The organism is Haloarcula litorea (genome assembly GCF_029338195.1).
Taxonomy (GTDB): Archaea; Halobacteriota; Halobacteria; order Halobacteriales; family Haloarculaceae; genus Haloarcula; species Haloarcula litorea.
In genome coordinates, this window is the sequence record NZ_CP119780.1 from 110,969 (window position 1) to 124,065 (window position 13,097).

At 59.9% G+C, this 13,097-nt stretch carries 16 protein-coding genes and 3 pseudogenes; 9 read left to right on the plus strand and 10 right to left on the minus strand.

Annotation, left to right across the window (positions count from 1 at the left end; genetic code table 11):
- Positions 1-71: 71 nt before the first annotated feature.
- Both P0592_RS20300 and P0592_RS18270 read right to left on the minus strand, forming a co-directional pair.
- A pseudogene (locus P0592_RS20300) lies at positions 72-233 on the minus strand (glutamate-1-semialdehyde 2,1-aminomutase); the annotation flags it as partial.
- Positions 234-304: 71 nt separating this feature from the next.
- Positions 305-979 (minus strand): type 1 glutamine amidotransferase, encoded by a 675-nt coding sequence (locus P0592_RS18270; protein WP_276274146.1) that lies wholly within the window; start codon positions 977-979, stop codon positions 305-307.
- Positions 980-1,074: 95 nt separating this feature from the next.
- Here P0592_RS18270 and P0592_RS18275 point away from each other — a divergent pair, with 95 nt between their 5' ends.
- The gene (locus tag P0592_RS18275) at positions 1,075-1,380 is read left to right on the plus strand and encodes a winged helix-turn-helix transcriptional regulator (protein WP_276274147.1); all 306 of its coding nucleotides are present in this window, start codon (positions 1,075-1,077) and stop codon (positions 1,378-1,380) included.
- 168 nt (positions 1,381-1,548) lie between these two features.
- On the opposite strand, the gene P0592_RS18280 is transcribed toward P0592_RS18275, so the two are convergent.
- Positions 1,549-2,463 carry a DUF7351 domain-containing protein gene (locus tag P0592_RS18280; RefSeq protein ID WP_276274148.1) on the minus strand — a complete coding sequence of 305 codons (915 nt, stop codon included), beginning with the start codon at positions 2,461-2,463 and terminating at the stop codon, positions 1,549-1,551.
- Between the two features lie 171 nt (positions 2,464-2,634).
- On the opposite strand from P0592_RS18280, the gene P0592_RS18285 reads away from it, so the two are divergent.
- Together P0592_RS18285 and P0592_RS18290 are read left to right on the plus strand one after the other, a co-directional pair.
- Positions 2,635-3,231 (plus strand): NADPH-dependent FMN reductase, encoded by a 597-nt coding sequence (locus tag P0592_RS18285; RefSeq protein WP_276274149.1) that lies wholly within the window; start codon positions 2,635-2,637, stop codon positions 3,229-3,231.
- Between the two features lie 2 nt (positions 3,232-3,233).
- Positions 3,234-4,199 carry an NADP-dependent oxidoreductase gene (locus P0592_RS18290; RefSeq protein ID WP_276274150.1) on the plus strand — a complete coding sequence of 322 codons (966 nt, stop codon included), beginning with the start codon at positions 3,234-3,236 and terminating at the stop codon, positions 4,197-4,199.
- 410 nt (positions 4,200-4,609) lie between these two features.
- On the opposite strand, the pseudogene P0592_RS18295 reads toward P0592_RS18290, so the two are convergent.
- A pseudogene (locus tag P0592_RS18295) lies at positions 4,610-5,009 on the minus strand (PIN domain-containing protein).
- Between the two features lie 35 nt (positions 5,010-5,044).
- Positions 5,045-5,281: an antitoxin VapB family protein gene (locus P0592_RS18300; RefSeq protein WP_276274151.1), complete on the minus strand. Its 237-nt coding sequence runs from the start codon at positions 5,279-5,281 to the stop codon at positions 5,045-5,047.
- Positions 5,282-5,387: 106 nt separating this feature from the next.
- On the opposite strand from P0592_RS18300, the gene P0592_RS18305 reads away from it, so the two are divergent.
- Positions 5,388-6,275 (plus strand): DUF2250 domain-containing protein, encoded by an 888-nt coding sequence (locus tag P0592_RS18305; protein ID WP_276274152.1) that lies wholly within the window; start codon positions 5,388-5,390, stop codon positions 6,273-6,275.
- A gap of 236 nt (positions 6,276-6,511) precedes the next feature.
- Here the strand turns inward: P0592_RS18305 and P0592_RS18310 are convergent.
- Positions 6,512-6,784: pseudogene (locus tag P0592_RS18310) on the minus strand (site-specific integrase); the annotation flags it as partial.
- Positions 6,785-7,022: 238 nt separating this feature from the next.
- Here P0592_RS18310 and P0592_RS18315 point away from each other — a divergent pair.
- Together P0592_RS18315 and P0592_RS18320 are read left to right on the plus strand one after the other, a co-directional pair.
- Positions 7,023-7,319: an AbrB/MazE/SpoVT family DNA-binding domain-containing protein gene (locus tag P0592_RS18315; RefSeq protein WP_276274153.1), complete on the plus strand. Its 297-nt coding sequence runs from the start codon at positions 7,023-7,025 to the stop codon at positions 7,317-7,319.
- Positions 7,316-7,756, plus strand: a complete 441-nt coding sequence (locus tag P0592_RS18320) for a PIN domain-containing protein (protein WP_276274154.1) — start codon at positions 7,316-7,318, stop codon at positions 7,754-7,756. The genes P0592_RS18315 and P0592_RS18320 overlap by 4 nt, the downstream gene beginning before the upstream one ends.
- 43 nt (positions 7,757-7,799) lie before the next feature.
- Here P0592_RS18320 and P0592_RS18325 read toward each other — a convergent pair whose 3' ends face one another.
- Together P0592_RS18325 and P0592_RS18330 are read right to left on the minus strand one after the other, a co-directional pair.
- Positions 7,800-8,279, minus strand: a complete 480-nt coding sequence (locus P0592_RS18325) for a type II toxin-antitoxin system VapC family toxin (protein ID WP_276274155.1) — start codon at positions 8,277-8,279, stop codon at positions 7,800-7,802.
- A 4-nt stretch (positions 8,280-8,283) separates the two neighbouring features.
- Positions 8,284-8,553 carry an AbrB/MazE/SpoVT family DNA-binding domain-containing protein gene (locus P0592_RS18330; protein WP_276274156.1) on the minus strand — a complete coding sequence of 90 codons (270 nt, stop codon included), beginning with the start codon at positions 8,551-8,553 and terminating at the stop codon, positions 8,284-8,286.
- A gap of 185 nt (positions 8,554-8,738) precedes the next feature.
- Between P0592_RS18330 and P0592_RS18335 the strand changes: the two genes are divergently transcribed.
- The 3 genes from P0592_RS18335 to P0592_RS18345 all read left to right on the plus strand — a co-directional run bounded on the left by P0592_RS18335 (position 8,739) and on the right by P0592_RS18345 (position 9,875).
- Complete coding sequence (locus P0592_RS18335) at positions 8,739-9,101, plus strand: MarR family transcriptional regulator (RefSeq protein ID WP_276274157.1); 363 nt, start codon at positions 8,739-8,741, stop codon at positions 9,099-9,101.
- 100 nt (positions 9,102-9,201) lie between these two features.
- Positions 9,202-9,477, plus strand: coding sequence for an AbrB/MazE/SpoVT family DNA-binding domain-containing protein (locus tag P0592_RS18340; RefSeq protein ID WP_276274158.1), 276 nt, complete (start codon positions 9,202-9,204; stop codon positions 9,475-9,477).
- Positions 9,474-9,875 carry a hypothetical protein gene (locus tag P0592_RS18345; RefSeq protein ID WP_276274159.1) on the plus strand — a complete coding sequence of 134 codons (402 nt, stop codon included), beginning with the start codon at positions 9,474-9,476 and terminating at the stop codon, positions 9,873-9,875. The genes P0592_RS18340 and P0592_RS18345 overlap by 4 nt, the downstream gene beginning before the upstream one ends.
- A 433-nt stretch (positions 9,876-10,308) precedes the next feature.
- Here P0592_RS18345 and P0592_RS18350 read toward each other — a convergent pair whose 3' ends face one another.
- Positions 10,309-11,040: an Ig-like domain-containing protein gene (locus tag P0592_RS18350; protein ID WP_276274160.1), complete on the minus strand. Its 732-nt coding sequence runs from the start codon at positions 11,038-11,040 to the stop codon at positions 10,309-10,311.
- Positions 11,041-11,288: 248 nt separating this feature from the next.
- The gene (locus tag P0592_RS18355; RefSeq protein WP_276274161.1) at positions 11,289-12,671 is read right to left on the minus strand and encodes an MEDS domain-containing protein; all 1,383 of its coding nucleotides are present in this window, start codon (positions 12,669-12,671) and stop codon (positions 11,289-11,291) included.
- Positions 12,672-13,097 lie beyond the last annotated feature (426 nt).

The window sequence follows — 13,097 nt, forward strand, 5'->3', positions numbered from 1 at the left end:
AGAGAGCAAGTGAACACTGCTGCTGGTACGGACAGTCACGACACCACTTCCAGTGGTCTGCACCGTATCACCGGCAGGTCGTGGCCGAGTAACAGCGGCCCGTATCCCATCATATAGTCGAGGTACTGATTGCCGTCGACATCGACGATGTGGGCTCCTTCACCGTGATCGACGAACGACGGATACGGCTGCGGGTCGGGTCGGACTGGCGAGTTCACCCCCCGACCAACGATCCGAGCGCCCCGGCTATATAATCGAGCCGATGCCGAACCCGAACGGTCGAACCGCTCGTTCCCGGAGCCGGTCACGGTTCACCCTCCGTCTTGGTGTCGGACTCCGTGACCTGCTGCTCGAGATTGTCGAACAGCGTCCGGAGCCGCTGCTCTAACGGCTCGGTCTTTTCGACCGCCGCCCGCATCGTCTCGTCGTCTTGGACGAACGGCCCGTCGGGCAGGTCGCCGCTGTTTTCGATGATCTCGTCGACGGTCGTCGACGAGGACTCGAGATGGAACTGGAGACCGACGACCCGGTCGCCGTAGACGAACGCCTGATTCGCACACGCTTCGGTCCGAGCCACTCGGGTCGCGCCCTCGGGGAGGTCGAACGTGTCGCCGTGCCAGTGGAACACCTCGTACGTCTCGCCAAAGTCGGCGAACAGCGGTGATTTGGCTGCTTCGGCAGTCGCCTCGACGGGGAACCAGCCGATCTCCGAGATGTCGGCTTCGGAGACCTGGCCGCCGAGCGCCTCGGCGACCAGCTGAGCCCCGAGGCAGATTCCGACGACCACCTTGTCGGCGTCAACCGCCGTCCGAATGAGGTTTTTCTCCGCCGTGAGCCAGGGGTACTCGTCGGTGTCGTGGATGCCCATCGGCCCGCCCATAACGATCAGCCAGTCGAACGTGCTGAGGTCGGGGAGCGATTCGCCGTCGTACAGGCGCGTCCCCGTCAGGTCGTGGCCCGGAATCGGTTCGTTGCTCACTGATGATCGCCTGTCTGAGTCGAGGTGAGTTGGCGTTGTAAATCAGGTAGTAATTTTGAAGCCAGTAGGTCCGAGATTCTGAACAAGGTCAACTCATGCGAATCGGGGAAACAGAGTGGAACGGGATCTGGGAAGTACTAGGCTGTAAATGGACGTTTCACATCATCCGATTACTGGCCCAGGAAGACGCCCAGTTCAACCACATCAAGCACGCAATCGAAGGGTTGCCAGCGAGTACTCTCTCAACCCGGCTGAAAGCACTCCAGCGTGAAGGAGTCGTCACCCGCGATGTCGACGAAACTGCATCGCCACCGACGGTGACGTACTCGCTGACCGAGAAGGGAATCGAACTTGCAGAGATTATCGCTCAGATCGAAGAACTCGAATCACGGTACTCGTAGTGGAGTGACACAATTACGGGAACTAGCTGACTGGCTGCTAGCTGTCAAATTTTTCAAATGAAATTAGAGAGATGACACGCATCGAAACCATCCTCCGAGGTTGTGATCTGACTTCAACGGACTACGATTGCGCTGTCAGAAGTCGTGTGCGAGCTCCAGCGGATGCAATCAGCAGTCAGCCACCGATGGAGTACTGCCTGCTCTGTTCGTAGCAACGATCGAGAGGCTTTCGTCGAGGGTTACGGTGAGCGTATCACCATTTTCGGTAAGCGAGAGATCAATTCGCCAGGGGTCGGTCGATTCCACGATTGTACAGTCGTCGCTCACGCACCAGTTCAATCGCCAGTACGGTGTGGTGGCGAGGTCGATCCCGTGGTCACGATAGAATGAGACGACTGGAGACTGGTCAAGCAGAGCGATGCCGATGGTCGAACACAAGTCGTGATGGCACTGACGGCACGTGTACTCGGCCCTGAGGTCCGCATCCAGACAGCAGTCTCCACCGCGGACGATTTCAGTCTGCATCTGGCCACTACACTCCGGACAGACACCGTCTCTGGCGAGACTGTGGAGATGTCGAACTCGCTGGTCGAACGCAGAGAGGGTCTCCTCGTCGTCGCGACCGATCAGTCCGCCCGGTGGAAACGAGTATTGTCCGTGCGTGCGGCCACATGCCGGACACCCGATTGCGAGTTGTTCGTCACTGTAGGTCCCGACAAGCGGATTTCCACACTGTGTACAGTCGTCACCCGTCTCGATTGGTTCGAGATCAGGATGGGCATTAAACGACCCCTCGACGGCTGCCCGCACGACACTCTCCCCGGCTGTTCGGAGTTCATACCCCTCGTCTGTCTTCCGAACGAAGTGGCCCCTCAGCTGACCCAGATGGTAATTGAACGTCGCACTGTCGTTCGCATCAGATCTCTCGTAGAGTGTGGTGAAATCGATCGGCTGCTCGTCGGTGTGCCAGAGCGCCTCCAGAATCGCTATCCGTATTTCGTTACCGATTAGCGAAAACGCCTCGGCAGGTCTCAGACAGTGGTCCGATTCCCGGGCGAGTTCCATCGCCTCCAGCCTGTTCATACTTCCAGTTGTGTCCAGACGCGCTAAAGTCCTCGCTCGACACCATTTTTGTAATAGAAGTGATGTGACCTCGAATTTCTGTCACATCTCCCAAAACGAATTTTTGCAAATCTCGTTACAAAATATCAATTCAGCGAGATTTTTTGTGACAGTAGGCGGTATCCACTACCTATGTCACCCGGAATCGAACCACAGGTAGTTGCACTCTGTGGGAGTCTACGCGACGATAGTCGGACAAGGGTCGCGCTGACGGAGGCGCTGGCGGCATCCGAAGAGGTCGGTGCTGCGACCGAACTCGTTGACCTGCGCAACTACGAGTTACCTAGTCTGAACGCAGTCGAGACGGCTGTACCCGACGCCGAGAAGTTGCGAGAGACGATCAAACGGGCCGACAGTGTCCTGCTCGGGACTCCGAATTATCACGGGTCCTATTCTGGAGCCCTGAAGAACGCACTCGATTACTGTGGGTATGACGAGTTTGAGGAAACGACGGTCGGGCTACTAGAAGTCGCTGCCGGTGGATTTCCCGGGTCTGCCCTCATACACCTCCGGACCGTCAGCAGAACTTTGGGCGCGTGGACCCTGCCAACCGAGGTTGCGATTCCTGATTCACATTCGATGGTGGGCGACAACCGAATCAAAGATCAGCACATCGCCAAGCGGACGAATCGACTCGGCCAAGAAATCGCTCTGTACGCAGGCGTGGCAGCGTATCCCGACATAGCCGATCGAGCCAGTCCAACCGACGGTGCAACACACCACTACTAGATATGAGAGCGATACGACTTCAGGAAACCGACGGGATCGACGCACTAACCGAGGAGGACGTCTCCTGCCCCGAACCGAGCCCCGACGAATACCTCGTCCGAGTACACGCGGCCGGAATCAATCCCCTCGATTGGCTTCTCTCCCGGGGGATGCTTCCACACCTGCTCGACACTGACCTCCCGTGGATCCCCGGCTGGGACGTGTCGGGCGTCGTTGAATCGGTCGGCTCCGACGTGTCCGAATTCGCTCCCGGCGACGCCGTCTTCGGAATGTCACGTCTTCCCGGTGCCGGAGGGGCGTTCGCCGACCACACCACGATGTCGGCTGATGAAATCGCGGCCAAGCCAGAAGGACTCAGCCATCACGAGGCTGCGGCCGTCCCCATGGCAGGGCAGACGGCCTTCCACGCACTCTACGAAGAAGGTGACGTTGACTCCGCAGAGCGAGTACTCGTCCACGCAGCGAGCGGTGGTGTCGGACACATGGCTATCCAGTTCGCAGAACATACGGGAGCACACGTCATCGGAACCGCCTCCGGAGACAACGAGGCATTTCTCCGCGAACTCGGAGTCGACGAGTTTGTCAACTACCGATCGGAGCGATTCGAGGAGGTAGTGGACGACGTCGACCTCGTCCTCGATGCCGTCGGCGGGGACGTTCTCGAACGGTCAGTCGAGGTCTTACGGTCGGGCGGCATCGTCGTCACGCTTCCGGAACCGCCCTCGCAAGCGGCGGTCGACCGATACCACGACGAATACGGCGTCGACGTCCGATTTTTTGATGTCATCACGGATTCGGACCCGGAGACGCTCCGCCAGGTTGCCGCTCATATTGACGCCGGTGTGGTTGCTCCCAGAGTCAGTGACGTGTATTCACTGTCTAAGATGCAAGACGCACTTGACAGGAGCGCAGGGGGTCACGTCCGCGGCAAACTCGCGGTTGGGCTCACGGGAGGAGTCGATGACTGAGGACGCATTCCGACTCGGGAGTATCGACCACGTCGAACTGTCAGTCCCCGACCGCTACGAGGCGGCCGCCTGGTAGAACGATGCACTGGGACTCAAGGTTGTCGAGGCGTTCAAACATTAGGCCGAGCTGAGTGCGTATCCATTAATGAGATCCAGCGACGTCGGCAGATCTCGCCCTCACAACGGGTGTGACGGGCTCGTTGTGTTCCACCCGCCGGTGCTGAACGCCACCAGGGGTCTGCTCGGGTAGGGCCCGACACCCTCTGCAAGACCGGGGCGATCTGTCGGTTAGCGACTGGCCTACTCCTCGGCCCCGAGTGCTTCGTCGAGGCGCTCGCGGACGCGATCGAAGTGGTCGCCGATGCGATCTGGCATCGGCCCGAGTGTATTGTCAGCCACAGGTTGGCTCGTCAGTCCCGGTACTCCTCGACATCGACGACCCGCTTGGTTTCCTCGTGCGTGAGGTCGCTATCGGCCGAGACCACGGGCGCGTCCAGCTCCCGACCGACAGCCGCGATCAGCGCGTCGAGCCCACCGAGGGACGGACCCTCGGGGCCGATCTCGCCCGCGATCTCCCCGGCGAGGGCGGCCGTGTGTTCATCGACGGCGTGTGTCTCGCCCCACGCCAGGTCGGCGCGGGCACCCTCGACGTCGCCGTCTGGAACGTTGGCTTCACCGACCAACACCTCGGCGTAGGCGGGGACCGGCATCACCCACCACTCGGCGTCACCGCCGTTGGCCTCGTAGAACTCTTCGTCGCCTCGACACCCGCCAGGTAGTCGATGAGAACTTCGCGTCGAGAACCTTCATCCGTCCGCGTCCGCGCCGTCGTCACCGGCCAGTCGTCACATCCGCGCTTTCCGTTCGTCCTTGGCCCGCTCGCGCTGCTCGCGAACGCGCTCGGCCTCCTCATCCGACCACCGGCCGAACCCGTCGTAGAAGTCACCTGCCTCGCTCTCGCCGAGGACACGTTCGAGGACATCGTTGTAGGACTCGCCCTCGCGTCGCTGCCGATCGAGGATACGCTTCACTCGGTTGCTAACTCGAATCTGTTCGTCCGCTGTCACCGTTTGCGTCGACATTCACATTAACACGGCTTAGTCATTAGGTCGATTATCGGTCGCTTCCCTGCCGATTTCGACCCCTGACCGGGGATTCAAGCGGATCGCGTGAGTGTCCCGAGACGAGATGGTGTCTCAGGCCGAGATCGACCGGCTCCGAACGGAGGCCAACACGATCCTGACGCGCATACAGCGCGTCGACGAGGCACTGGAACGAGCCCGGTCGGAGGAAGGAGAGCACTGGGACCAGAGGGAACTGGAACTCACACTCGAGACACCGCACGGCGAGTCGATCGAGGTCACGCTGTCACTCGACGAAGACGCCGCGAGTAACGCCCAGACACGGTACGAGCGAGCGAAGGAACTCGAAGCGGAACTGGAGCGACGAGAGGCGGTCGTCGGCCAGCTCGCACCGATGCCCCGGGACCCGGTCGCGTATCTCGTCTGCTATCACCTCGACACCGTCGAAGGCAACTATCCGAGGTCGATGGCCGGGCACCTCGACGCCGAACGCGGCCACGTCGAGGACCTCTGTGAACAACTGGACTCGGCGGGACTGTTGGAACGTGTCGAATCAGGAACGGTCAAACAACGACGAGTGAAGGCCAAACGAGCCGACGAGGTGCGCCAGCACCACACCTACTATCGGCTGTCTCGGGAAGGCGATCACCTCCTCCGGTTTCTCGGCGATCGGGACGGCAAACTGAACGTGTTGCGGCATCTGCCCGATGGACAGACGATCGCCAGGCGACTGGCTCGCGGCGGGCCGGACTACCCACGGATGACTGCTAACGAACTGGAAATGGAGTTCGAGTACGTCCGGCACCTCTATCGTGCGCTGCAACGCGTCGGGCTGGTGACGGTATATGAAGGGAGTACCATCAAGGGCAGCGAGCGAAAGCTCAAGCCCAAAGACGAGACTCACAAGAAACACACCTACTACGTGACGACAGATATTGCCGAGGAACTCCTCCGGGAGCTGACGCAACAGGATAGGGATAACCCGTCATCATAGGTGCCCGATTTAATGCCACTCGCGTGATCTCTCCCTGCTCTGTCGTTTCTCGGTGCCTCGACAGCTACGTTACTGGAACAACGTGGTCGAGAATGCCCGTTCCGGAGACCAAGTCGGACGCAGCCTCCTGAAGGACACTGGCGAGAAGGCACCGCTCAGTGGCATCACTATCGTGACGAGGAGCTCAAATTGACCTCGTGACAGGAGCCAGCTGAGGCGCACATCGCGCCGGAACCGACGCTGTCGGGGAGGTAGGCGTCGCGTGGCTTCCCGCCGTTCCCGGAGGTGTCTTTCCCGGTATGGACGCGGAGCCGGTATTGGCCGCTCTCGGTCTGCGTGACATCGACGGGTCGGACCTGTGGTATCTCGAAGGCACGCAACCCGACGAACGCACCCAGTTGGATGATGAGGTCGTCCCGTTGGGAGCTGGTGGCCCGGCGGAGGTCCTCGATCTCGCTGTCGGTGAGCCACACTTTGTGTTCGTTCCCGGCGGTGGATTCGATACGAATTACGATTAGTTCGGTAAACCGTAATAGACAGCGTCGGTAAACCGTAATAGACAGCGCCGAATCCGCCTCGAACTGCCCGCCATAGCACGCGCTTGTGCCAGCCGCTAGATTCTTCCGTTGCGGAAACTGAAGAAGTCGTTATCGAACTGGCGGAGACTTTTCTCAGGAGCTGGCCGTCTCCCAACCCACACATCAGCGACAGGTTTGGTAAGAATACAAAGCATATGTACAACTAACGATGGCAAGTAGTACAGATGAACCGACAGTAGTACGAGTGTCCCAGAAAGGGCAGGCCACGATCCCCAAGCGACTGCGCGAGGAGTTCGACATCGAGACACCGGGTGAGGTGTTCATCTACGAGGAGGGGGGTCGGATCGTTATCGAGCCCGTCCCTACGATCGGTGATCTGCACGGCATCCACGCCGGCGAGCACGAACCCGGCGAGGTAATGGAGAAAGTGCGAGAGGTGAGGGAAGACGAAAAGGAGCGCGAAGCAGACCGAGTTGAGCGGCTGCGCCCCTCTGCGGACGAATGAGCCCGGGATACGTCTTCGACACGGAGGCACTCATCGCGTTCCTGTACGACGAACCCGGTCACGAGTACGTGGCCGATCTCCTCGACGATGTCGAATCCGGGCAGGCTGAGGGCCTCCTCTCGGAGACAAACGCGAGTGAGGTGTACTCCCTCGTTGGTTGCTTCGAGGGCACAGATGCGGATGCCCCGACGACAGACTCGTTCCGGGTGGCCGATAGAGACCTCCGAGCGCTCAGACGCCACGGCGTTGTCATCGAGCGGGCTGACTGGCAGCTCGCCGGCGAGGTGAAAGCCGACGGTGATATCTCACTCGCTGACGCGCACGCCGTCGCTCTCGCGCACGAGCGGGATGCGACACTGGTGGTAGGCGGTGACGGCGACTTCGATGAGCTGCCGCTCGAGATCGATACCGAGCGGTTCCGCGACCACGGTGTCTAACCAACACGGCCTGGTTCTACGCCCCCGTTTGTAGAACAGGTCGTTACCCATCGATGAGAGACAGTATGTCGCGTTTCTCATCGGGGATCGGATTCCGATAGGTCACGTCCTCGTCGGCGCACAGCTCATCGAAGTCAGCATCGGTCGTGATCAGGTAGTCAGCATCGTACGAGCGAGCGAGGGCGAGAACGAACGAATCGTAGACGTCGTGGTTTTTCTCCGCGCTGATATCGTATGCTTCGAGCAACGTCGTCTGCGTGGCGCTGATGATCCGAGCCGGACTCTGTACGAGGGACTGGATTGCATTCCGGGCGGCGACCGGTTCAACACCGAAGTTCTGGGTCATGATATACTGCGCTCGAAGCGGGTAGTAGTCAAAGACGAGCAGGACGTTCGGGCCATCGAGGGCGTTTTCGATCCACGGGTAGACATCGTCGTACGCAGGGTGATCGTCGGTCAGGCCGATCGCGAGGATATTGACATCGGTGAGGACGGAAACCTCGGTCGGAAGCGACTCGGCCATCGATTCAGCCGTCCATCGGGCCGAAGAGCGCTTCACCAGCGTCGGCGGGAGTGGTGTTTTCCCATCGATCTCGGCCCGCTGTAGCAGTTTCGAGTTTTGCGCTGGGCTTGGGGTTGACTTCGAGGACTGAGCCAACCAGCGTGGCCGGAATTTCGTCGTTCGCTTCGATGCCGAGCTGGTCTCGGATCTCCTTCGGGAGTGTCACCCGCCCTCGGTCGTCGACTTTCAGCGTGATCTCCTTACCCTCGGTCGCCGTAGCATCTGTCTTTCCCATTTTAGAACACCTATTACCCACTACTGAGCTGACATACAAAACTCTTGCCTCTGTGCTGGTTCTCTAACCAACACGGCCCGGTTCTGCCCCCCCCTTCGTAGAACAGGTCGTTACTGGCGTTCTGTAGGAGACGAGAATCCCTACCTGCTATTACACCTATTACACTCGATGACGAACTAGCGACTATGCCAATCGACATCGACCGGTTCGAGCAGGACTCGAGCGAGGAACTCCGCTCGGGCGGTCGAACGAACGCCGAGGAGATCATTACGTTCCTCGCTGCCAACCCCGAGCAGGCGTACACGCCCAAGGAGATCCACGAGGCGACCGACGTCTCACGCGGGAGCGTCGGGGTCGTCGTCTCCCGGCTCGAGGACCGCGAGCTCGTCCGCCACCGGGGGGAGTACTGGGCGATCGGCGAGGCCGAGGACATCGACACCACGCTCTCGTCGCTGGCGACCGCTCGCGCAGCGACCGACCGCTTCGGCGAGGAGAATCCTGACGAGTGGGGCCTGGGCGTCGACGAGTCCGCGGCGTCGTCGGAATGAGCTACGACCAGGGCGACGTCTGGTGGGGCCCGACGCCGCACAAGTCGTCAGTCTCTCCGTAGGCCCAAACGCTTAGGTACTACATTATGTAGTACTTCGTATGAGCACCGAGACAGACGAGAAGACGACACGCATCACACGGAAGGGGCAGGTAACGATCCCGAAAGAGCTACGCGAGGAACTCGGCCTCGAGGAAGGCGACGAGGTCCGCTGGGAGAAAACCGAAGACGGGATCCAGGTGCGAAAGGCGACTCGCTCCGCCGGCCGCGGGATGCTCGTCGACGACGATGTGTCCGACGCAAAGCGGGAGGAGATGGCCGATGAGATGGAAGCCGACATCCGCGAGCAGCGCCGGACGGAGTGGCAGCCTGAATGACACGCTACACCGCCGACGGGGTGGCGATGGCGCGGTACCTCGTCGACGCGCTCCCGACGGCCGCGGACGAAGCGTTCGAGCGGAGCGAGCAGGGCGTCGACGTGATCGAAGCGCCGACGGTGGCGGTGAGCGAGGCGATCTGGACGGCGGTCACGAAGGGTACGATCGCTGGTATCGACGTCGACACGACACCGAACGCCGTTCTCCGTGGGCTCGTTCACGACGGCCCGGTGCAAATCGCCCCGACCGACGAGCAGGATCTCGCGGTCTACGGGAGTCTCCTCGACCATCACACACTCCACGACGCGCTGTTGATCGCAAATCACCGCGTGCGAGGCACTGCTGCGATAATCTCGAACGACGCTGAATTCGCTTCTGAATCTGTCATCTGGGACTGAGGTCAAAGACTGAGAGACGAGGACGCGGCGGCCGCTCACCGTCGGTCGAGAGGGGTGGGTCTGGCCTACACAAGGCCCCAACGACACGATTCGTGAATTTCGTCGCTATTCGGAGAGATCCCCGCTCAGGAGCGGCCAGTTGCGGCGTCGAGTTCCTGATCCCTGATTTGAGGGTTGATTGACCACCTCGTTAGCCAATATTCGGCCGTCTACGACCGTCGGTGTTGGTTAGACTCAGCTCCGCCGTCGCGACGGTCACGAAATGCGGCCGGCGGATCTGGGTCAGCTCCAGGTCACGGCGTCGTCCTCGAGTGCCCATACTCAGTCTTATCTGTGAACACCACGGACGAGATCACCGAAAAAAGAAGTTGTGACCCAGTCGCTACCAGACGATTCGATCACTCGGGAGCTGTGAGTTCCCTAGAGCGAACCCCTACTCCCAGACCTTTCTGATCGACTCGATGTCGACCGTGTCAGCCCCGATGGTGGCCGTGATCCGATCGTCTTCGTAGCCGCGGCACGCCGAAATCTGCTTTCGAGCCTGCCCTGCATCGCTGGCCACCGCCAGCGTGTAGAAATCCCCGATCGGGATCGCGAGTGTCACATCCGTATTCGACGTCGCGTCTACCTGCACGGCTTTCTGGGCGACGGGCTGGTCGTCACGGCGCAGCGACAGCTCGACCGTGACGGCGCTGTCGGTCTGGTTGCGGACCTGGACCGAGACCTCGCGGTTGCCTGGGCAGCCGATGACGGGCTCGTCGTCGCCGCGAATACTGACGAGCAGCATCGGGTAGGTCTGTCTCGATGGGATCCGCCACTCGGTCGTCGTTGAGCGACCGTCCCCGACGGTCACGGTGACGGTGTACTCGCCAGCGGTGGCTGTGACCCCATCGAAGGGTATCGACTCCCCGCTCGCGAGCGTCTGGGTACACTCGAAGAACGTCGTGTCGTCGTGGGCGATCGCGAGCGTGACGGTTGTCTCTGAATCGGTCTGGTTCCGGAGTTCGGCACTGCCCGGCTGGTACGTCTCCTCCGCGCCTGGAATCGCGTACGGCAGTTCGTGGCCGGTCGCACACGGGGACGGCGTGTCTGTCGGCTCGGTGGGTGTTGTCGTGGGCGCTGCAGTCGTTTCTGTCGGGTCGGTCTGGTCTGCGGGCACTCCCACACAGCCAGTCAGTCCAGTCCCGAGAGCGAGACTCAGGGATCGCAGGAGGGCACGACGGGACGAGCGTGGCACAGCGGAGTCACCGAGTCTGCCGGAATAGGTTTTGTGTGGCGACACCGGCCGGTCGGGTGGGATGACGAGTACCGAATATTGTCAGAAACCAGGTACGAGAGACAGAAAGTAGCTTCAATACGATGACTTGGTTATTTCAGTCTGGTCCCGCCGAAACAGTTTCTCAGGGGTGTGTATCAGTCAGTCAGCCGCCGTATCTGCAGCCGGAACTGGGGCTCTTCCGGCTGACCTGGTGGGAAGCTCAGACTCCCGTAGGCGTTCTCGACGATCCACTTGACCAGCCAGAGGCCGATATCGTAGCCGTGTTCCAACTGTGTCTCGTACCCCTGTTGGATCGCCTTCTGGGTTTGCTCTGGAATGACGACTCCTGGCGTATGGAAATCCAGCGTCGCGGTATCTGGCCGGGGTGTCGAGAGGGTAATCGACACCGTCCCAGGATCGGTCTCTTGCAGCAGGACCAGTGCGATAAGTATTTCGTGGACTGCGATATCGAAGTTTTCGTCGACAAATACGTCGATGTCGTAGCGCCCAGATATGGTAACATTCGCGTCCGGATGGTCGATCTTCAGTTGGTCGATGGCTCGGTCGATAACCGGTCCGAGTTCTGTGTGTTCGGTCCGACTCTGGCCGATCGTCTGGCGAATATACCGAGCTTTGTCCGACATCCCAGCAATTTTTTCACAGTGCTGGATCGCAGCGTGGACCCGCTCTCGCATCGGCTCATCGAAGTCACCCATCTCGGCGAGAGCATCTAACGTTCCAGCAATCACGGTCAGGTCGTTGCTGATATTGTGTCGCAACACGCGATTGAGGACCGTCAGGCGTTGATCACGCTGCTCGATATCTCGGTGGGCCTGCGTCAGGTCGTGCATCTGTTCGAGCATCAGCCGTGCATTCAGTTCTGGCCGCTCCGTTGTGGTGTACTCACTCGGCGAGATGTAGTACGGATTCTCGCAGATCATATTTCGATACACGACCTGTTCGTGGGTCCAGAGAGCCTTTGCGATCGATTCTTCGCTGAACCGCGTTAGGTCGTACTGGCAGAGCGCGTGAACCGGGAGCGTCGGACAGATCTCGTCGAAATCTGATTCGAACCTGACGATGTGATCGAACGACGACTCGGTATGAAAACACCACGTGTTTTCACCCGCGACGAACAGGCCTTCGTACCCCGCCTCGACGCTGTCGTCACAGGCCGATTCGAGTCGCGAGACCATTCGATCGGGATCGAACCCAGACTCCAAGTACACATTCGAGGCATCGTCGATGCACAGGTCCGACTCTTCACGCCGTTGAGCTACGTCAATCCCGGCGGCGCTGAACGCGCTCTCGACCGCTGCAGGACTATTCTCGTCGGTCAGATACAGGCATTTGTAGTTTGACTGGAGGCCGTAGTCGATAAATTCGGCCGCGAGAGCGAGCTGTGCTCTAGGTGATTCGTAAAAATACGCGAGATGGCGTGCGAGGTCTGTCTCGTTGAGGGTGGCTCGGAAATCATCCACCGTGGGAGTCGCAGCGTGAGGGAGGTGAGTCGAGTCGCTCACCTCGGGGCGTCTCATATTACCTCAAATTTATCATCTCTGATAAGGCTGTTGGACAGATACTCCACTCGAATAGTGGTTCCCGAGCAGCTTGACCCGTCACGTCCGTTGTAGACTTTGACTGTATTGTGTGGTTCACAGTAACACTACTCAGTAGAAACCTAGCGGATGATACACGGCCTATGATGACTGATTCGCGCTGTGCATCTTGCATAGTTCTCGAGATCTCCACCGAACTGGTAGACTATCCGGGGAGTAGGACGCATACCGACTGAGCAGGTATTTTGCTTGTGAGGGGTAGATCGAACAACAGTGACTCCGATTGGTTAACCAACAACTTGCCGCAAACGGCCGGTCTTGTTGGGTAGAATCGGCTACGCTGTTGTGACGACTACGAAGTGAGGCCCACGGGACTGGCTTTAGCGTGTGTTGGTGATAGACGAG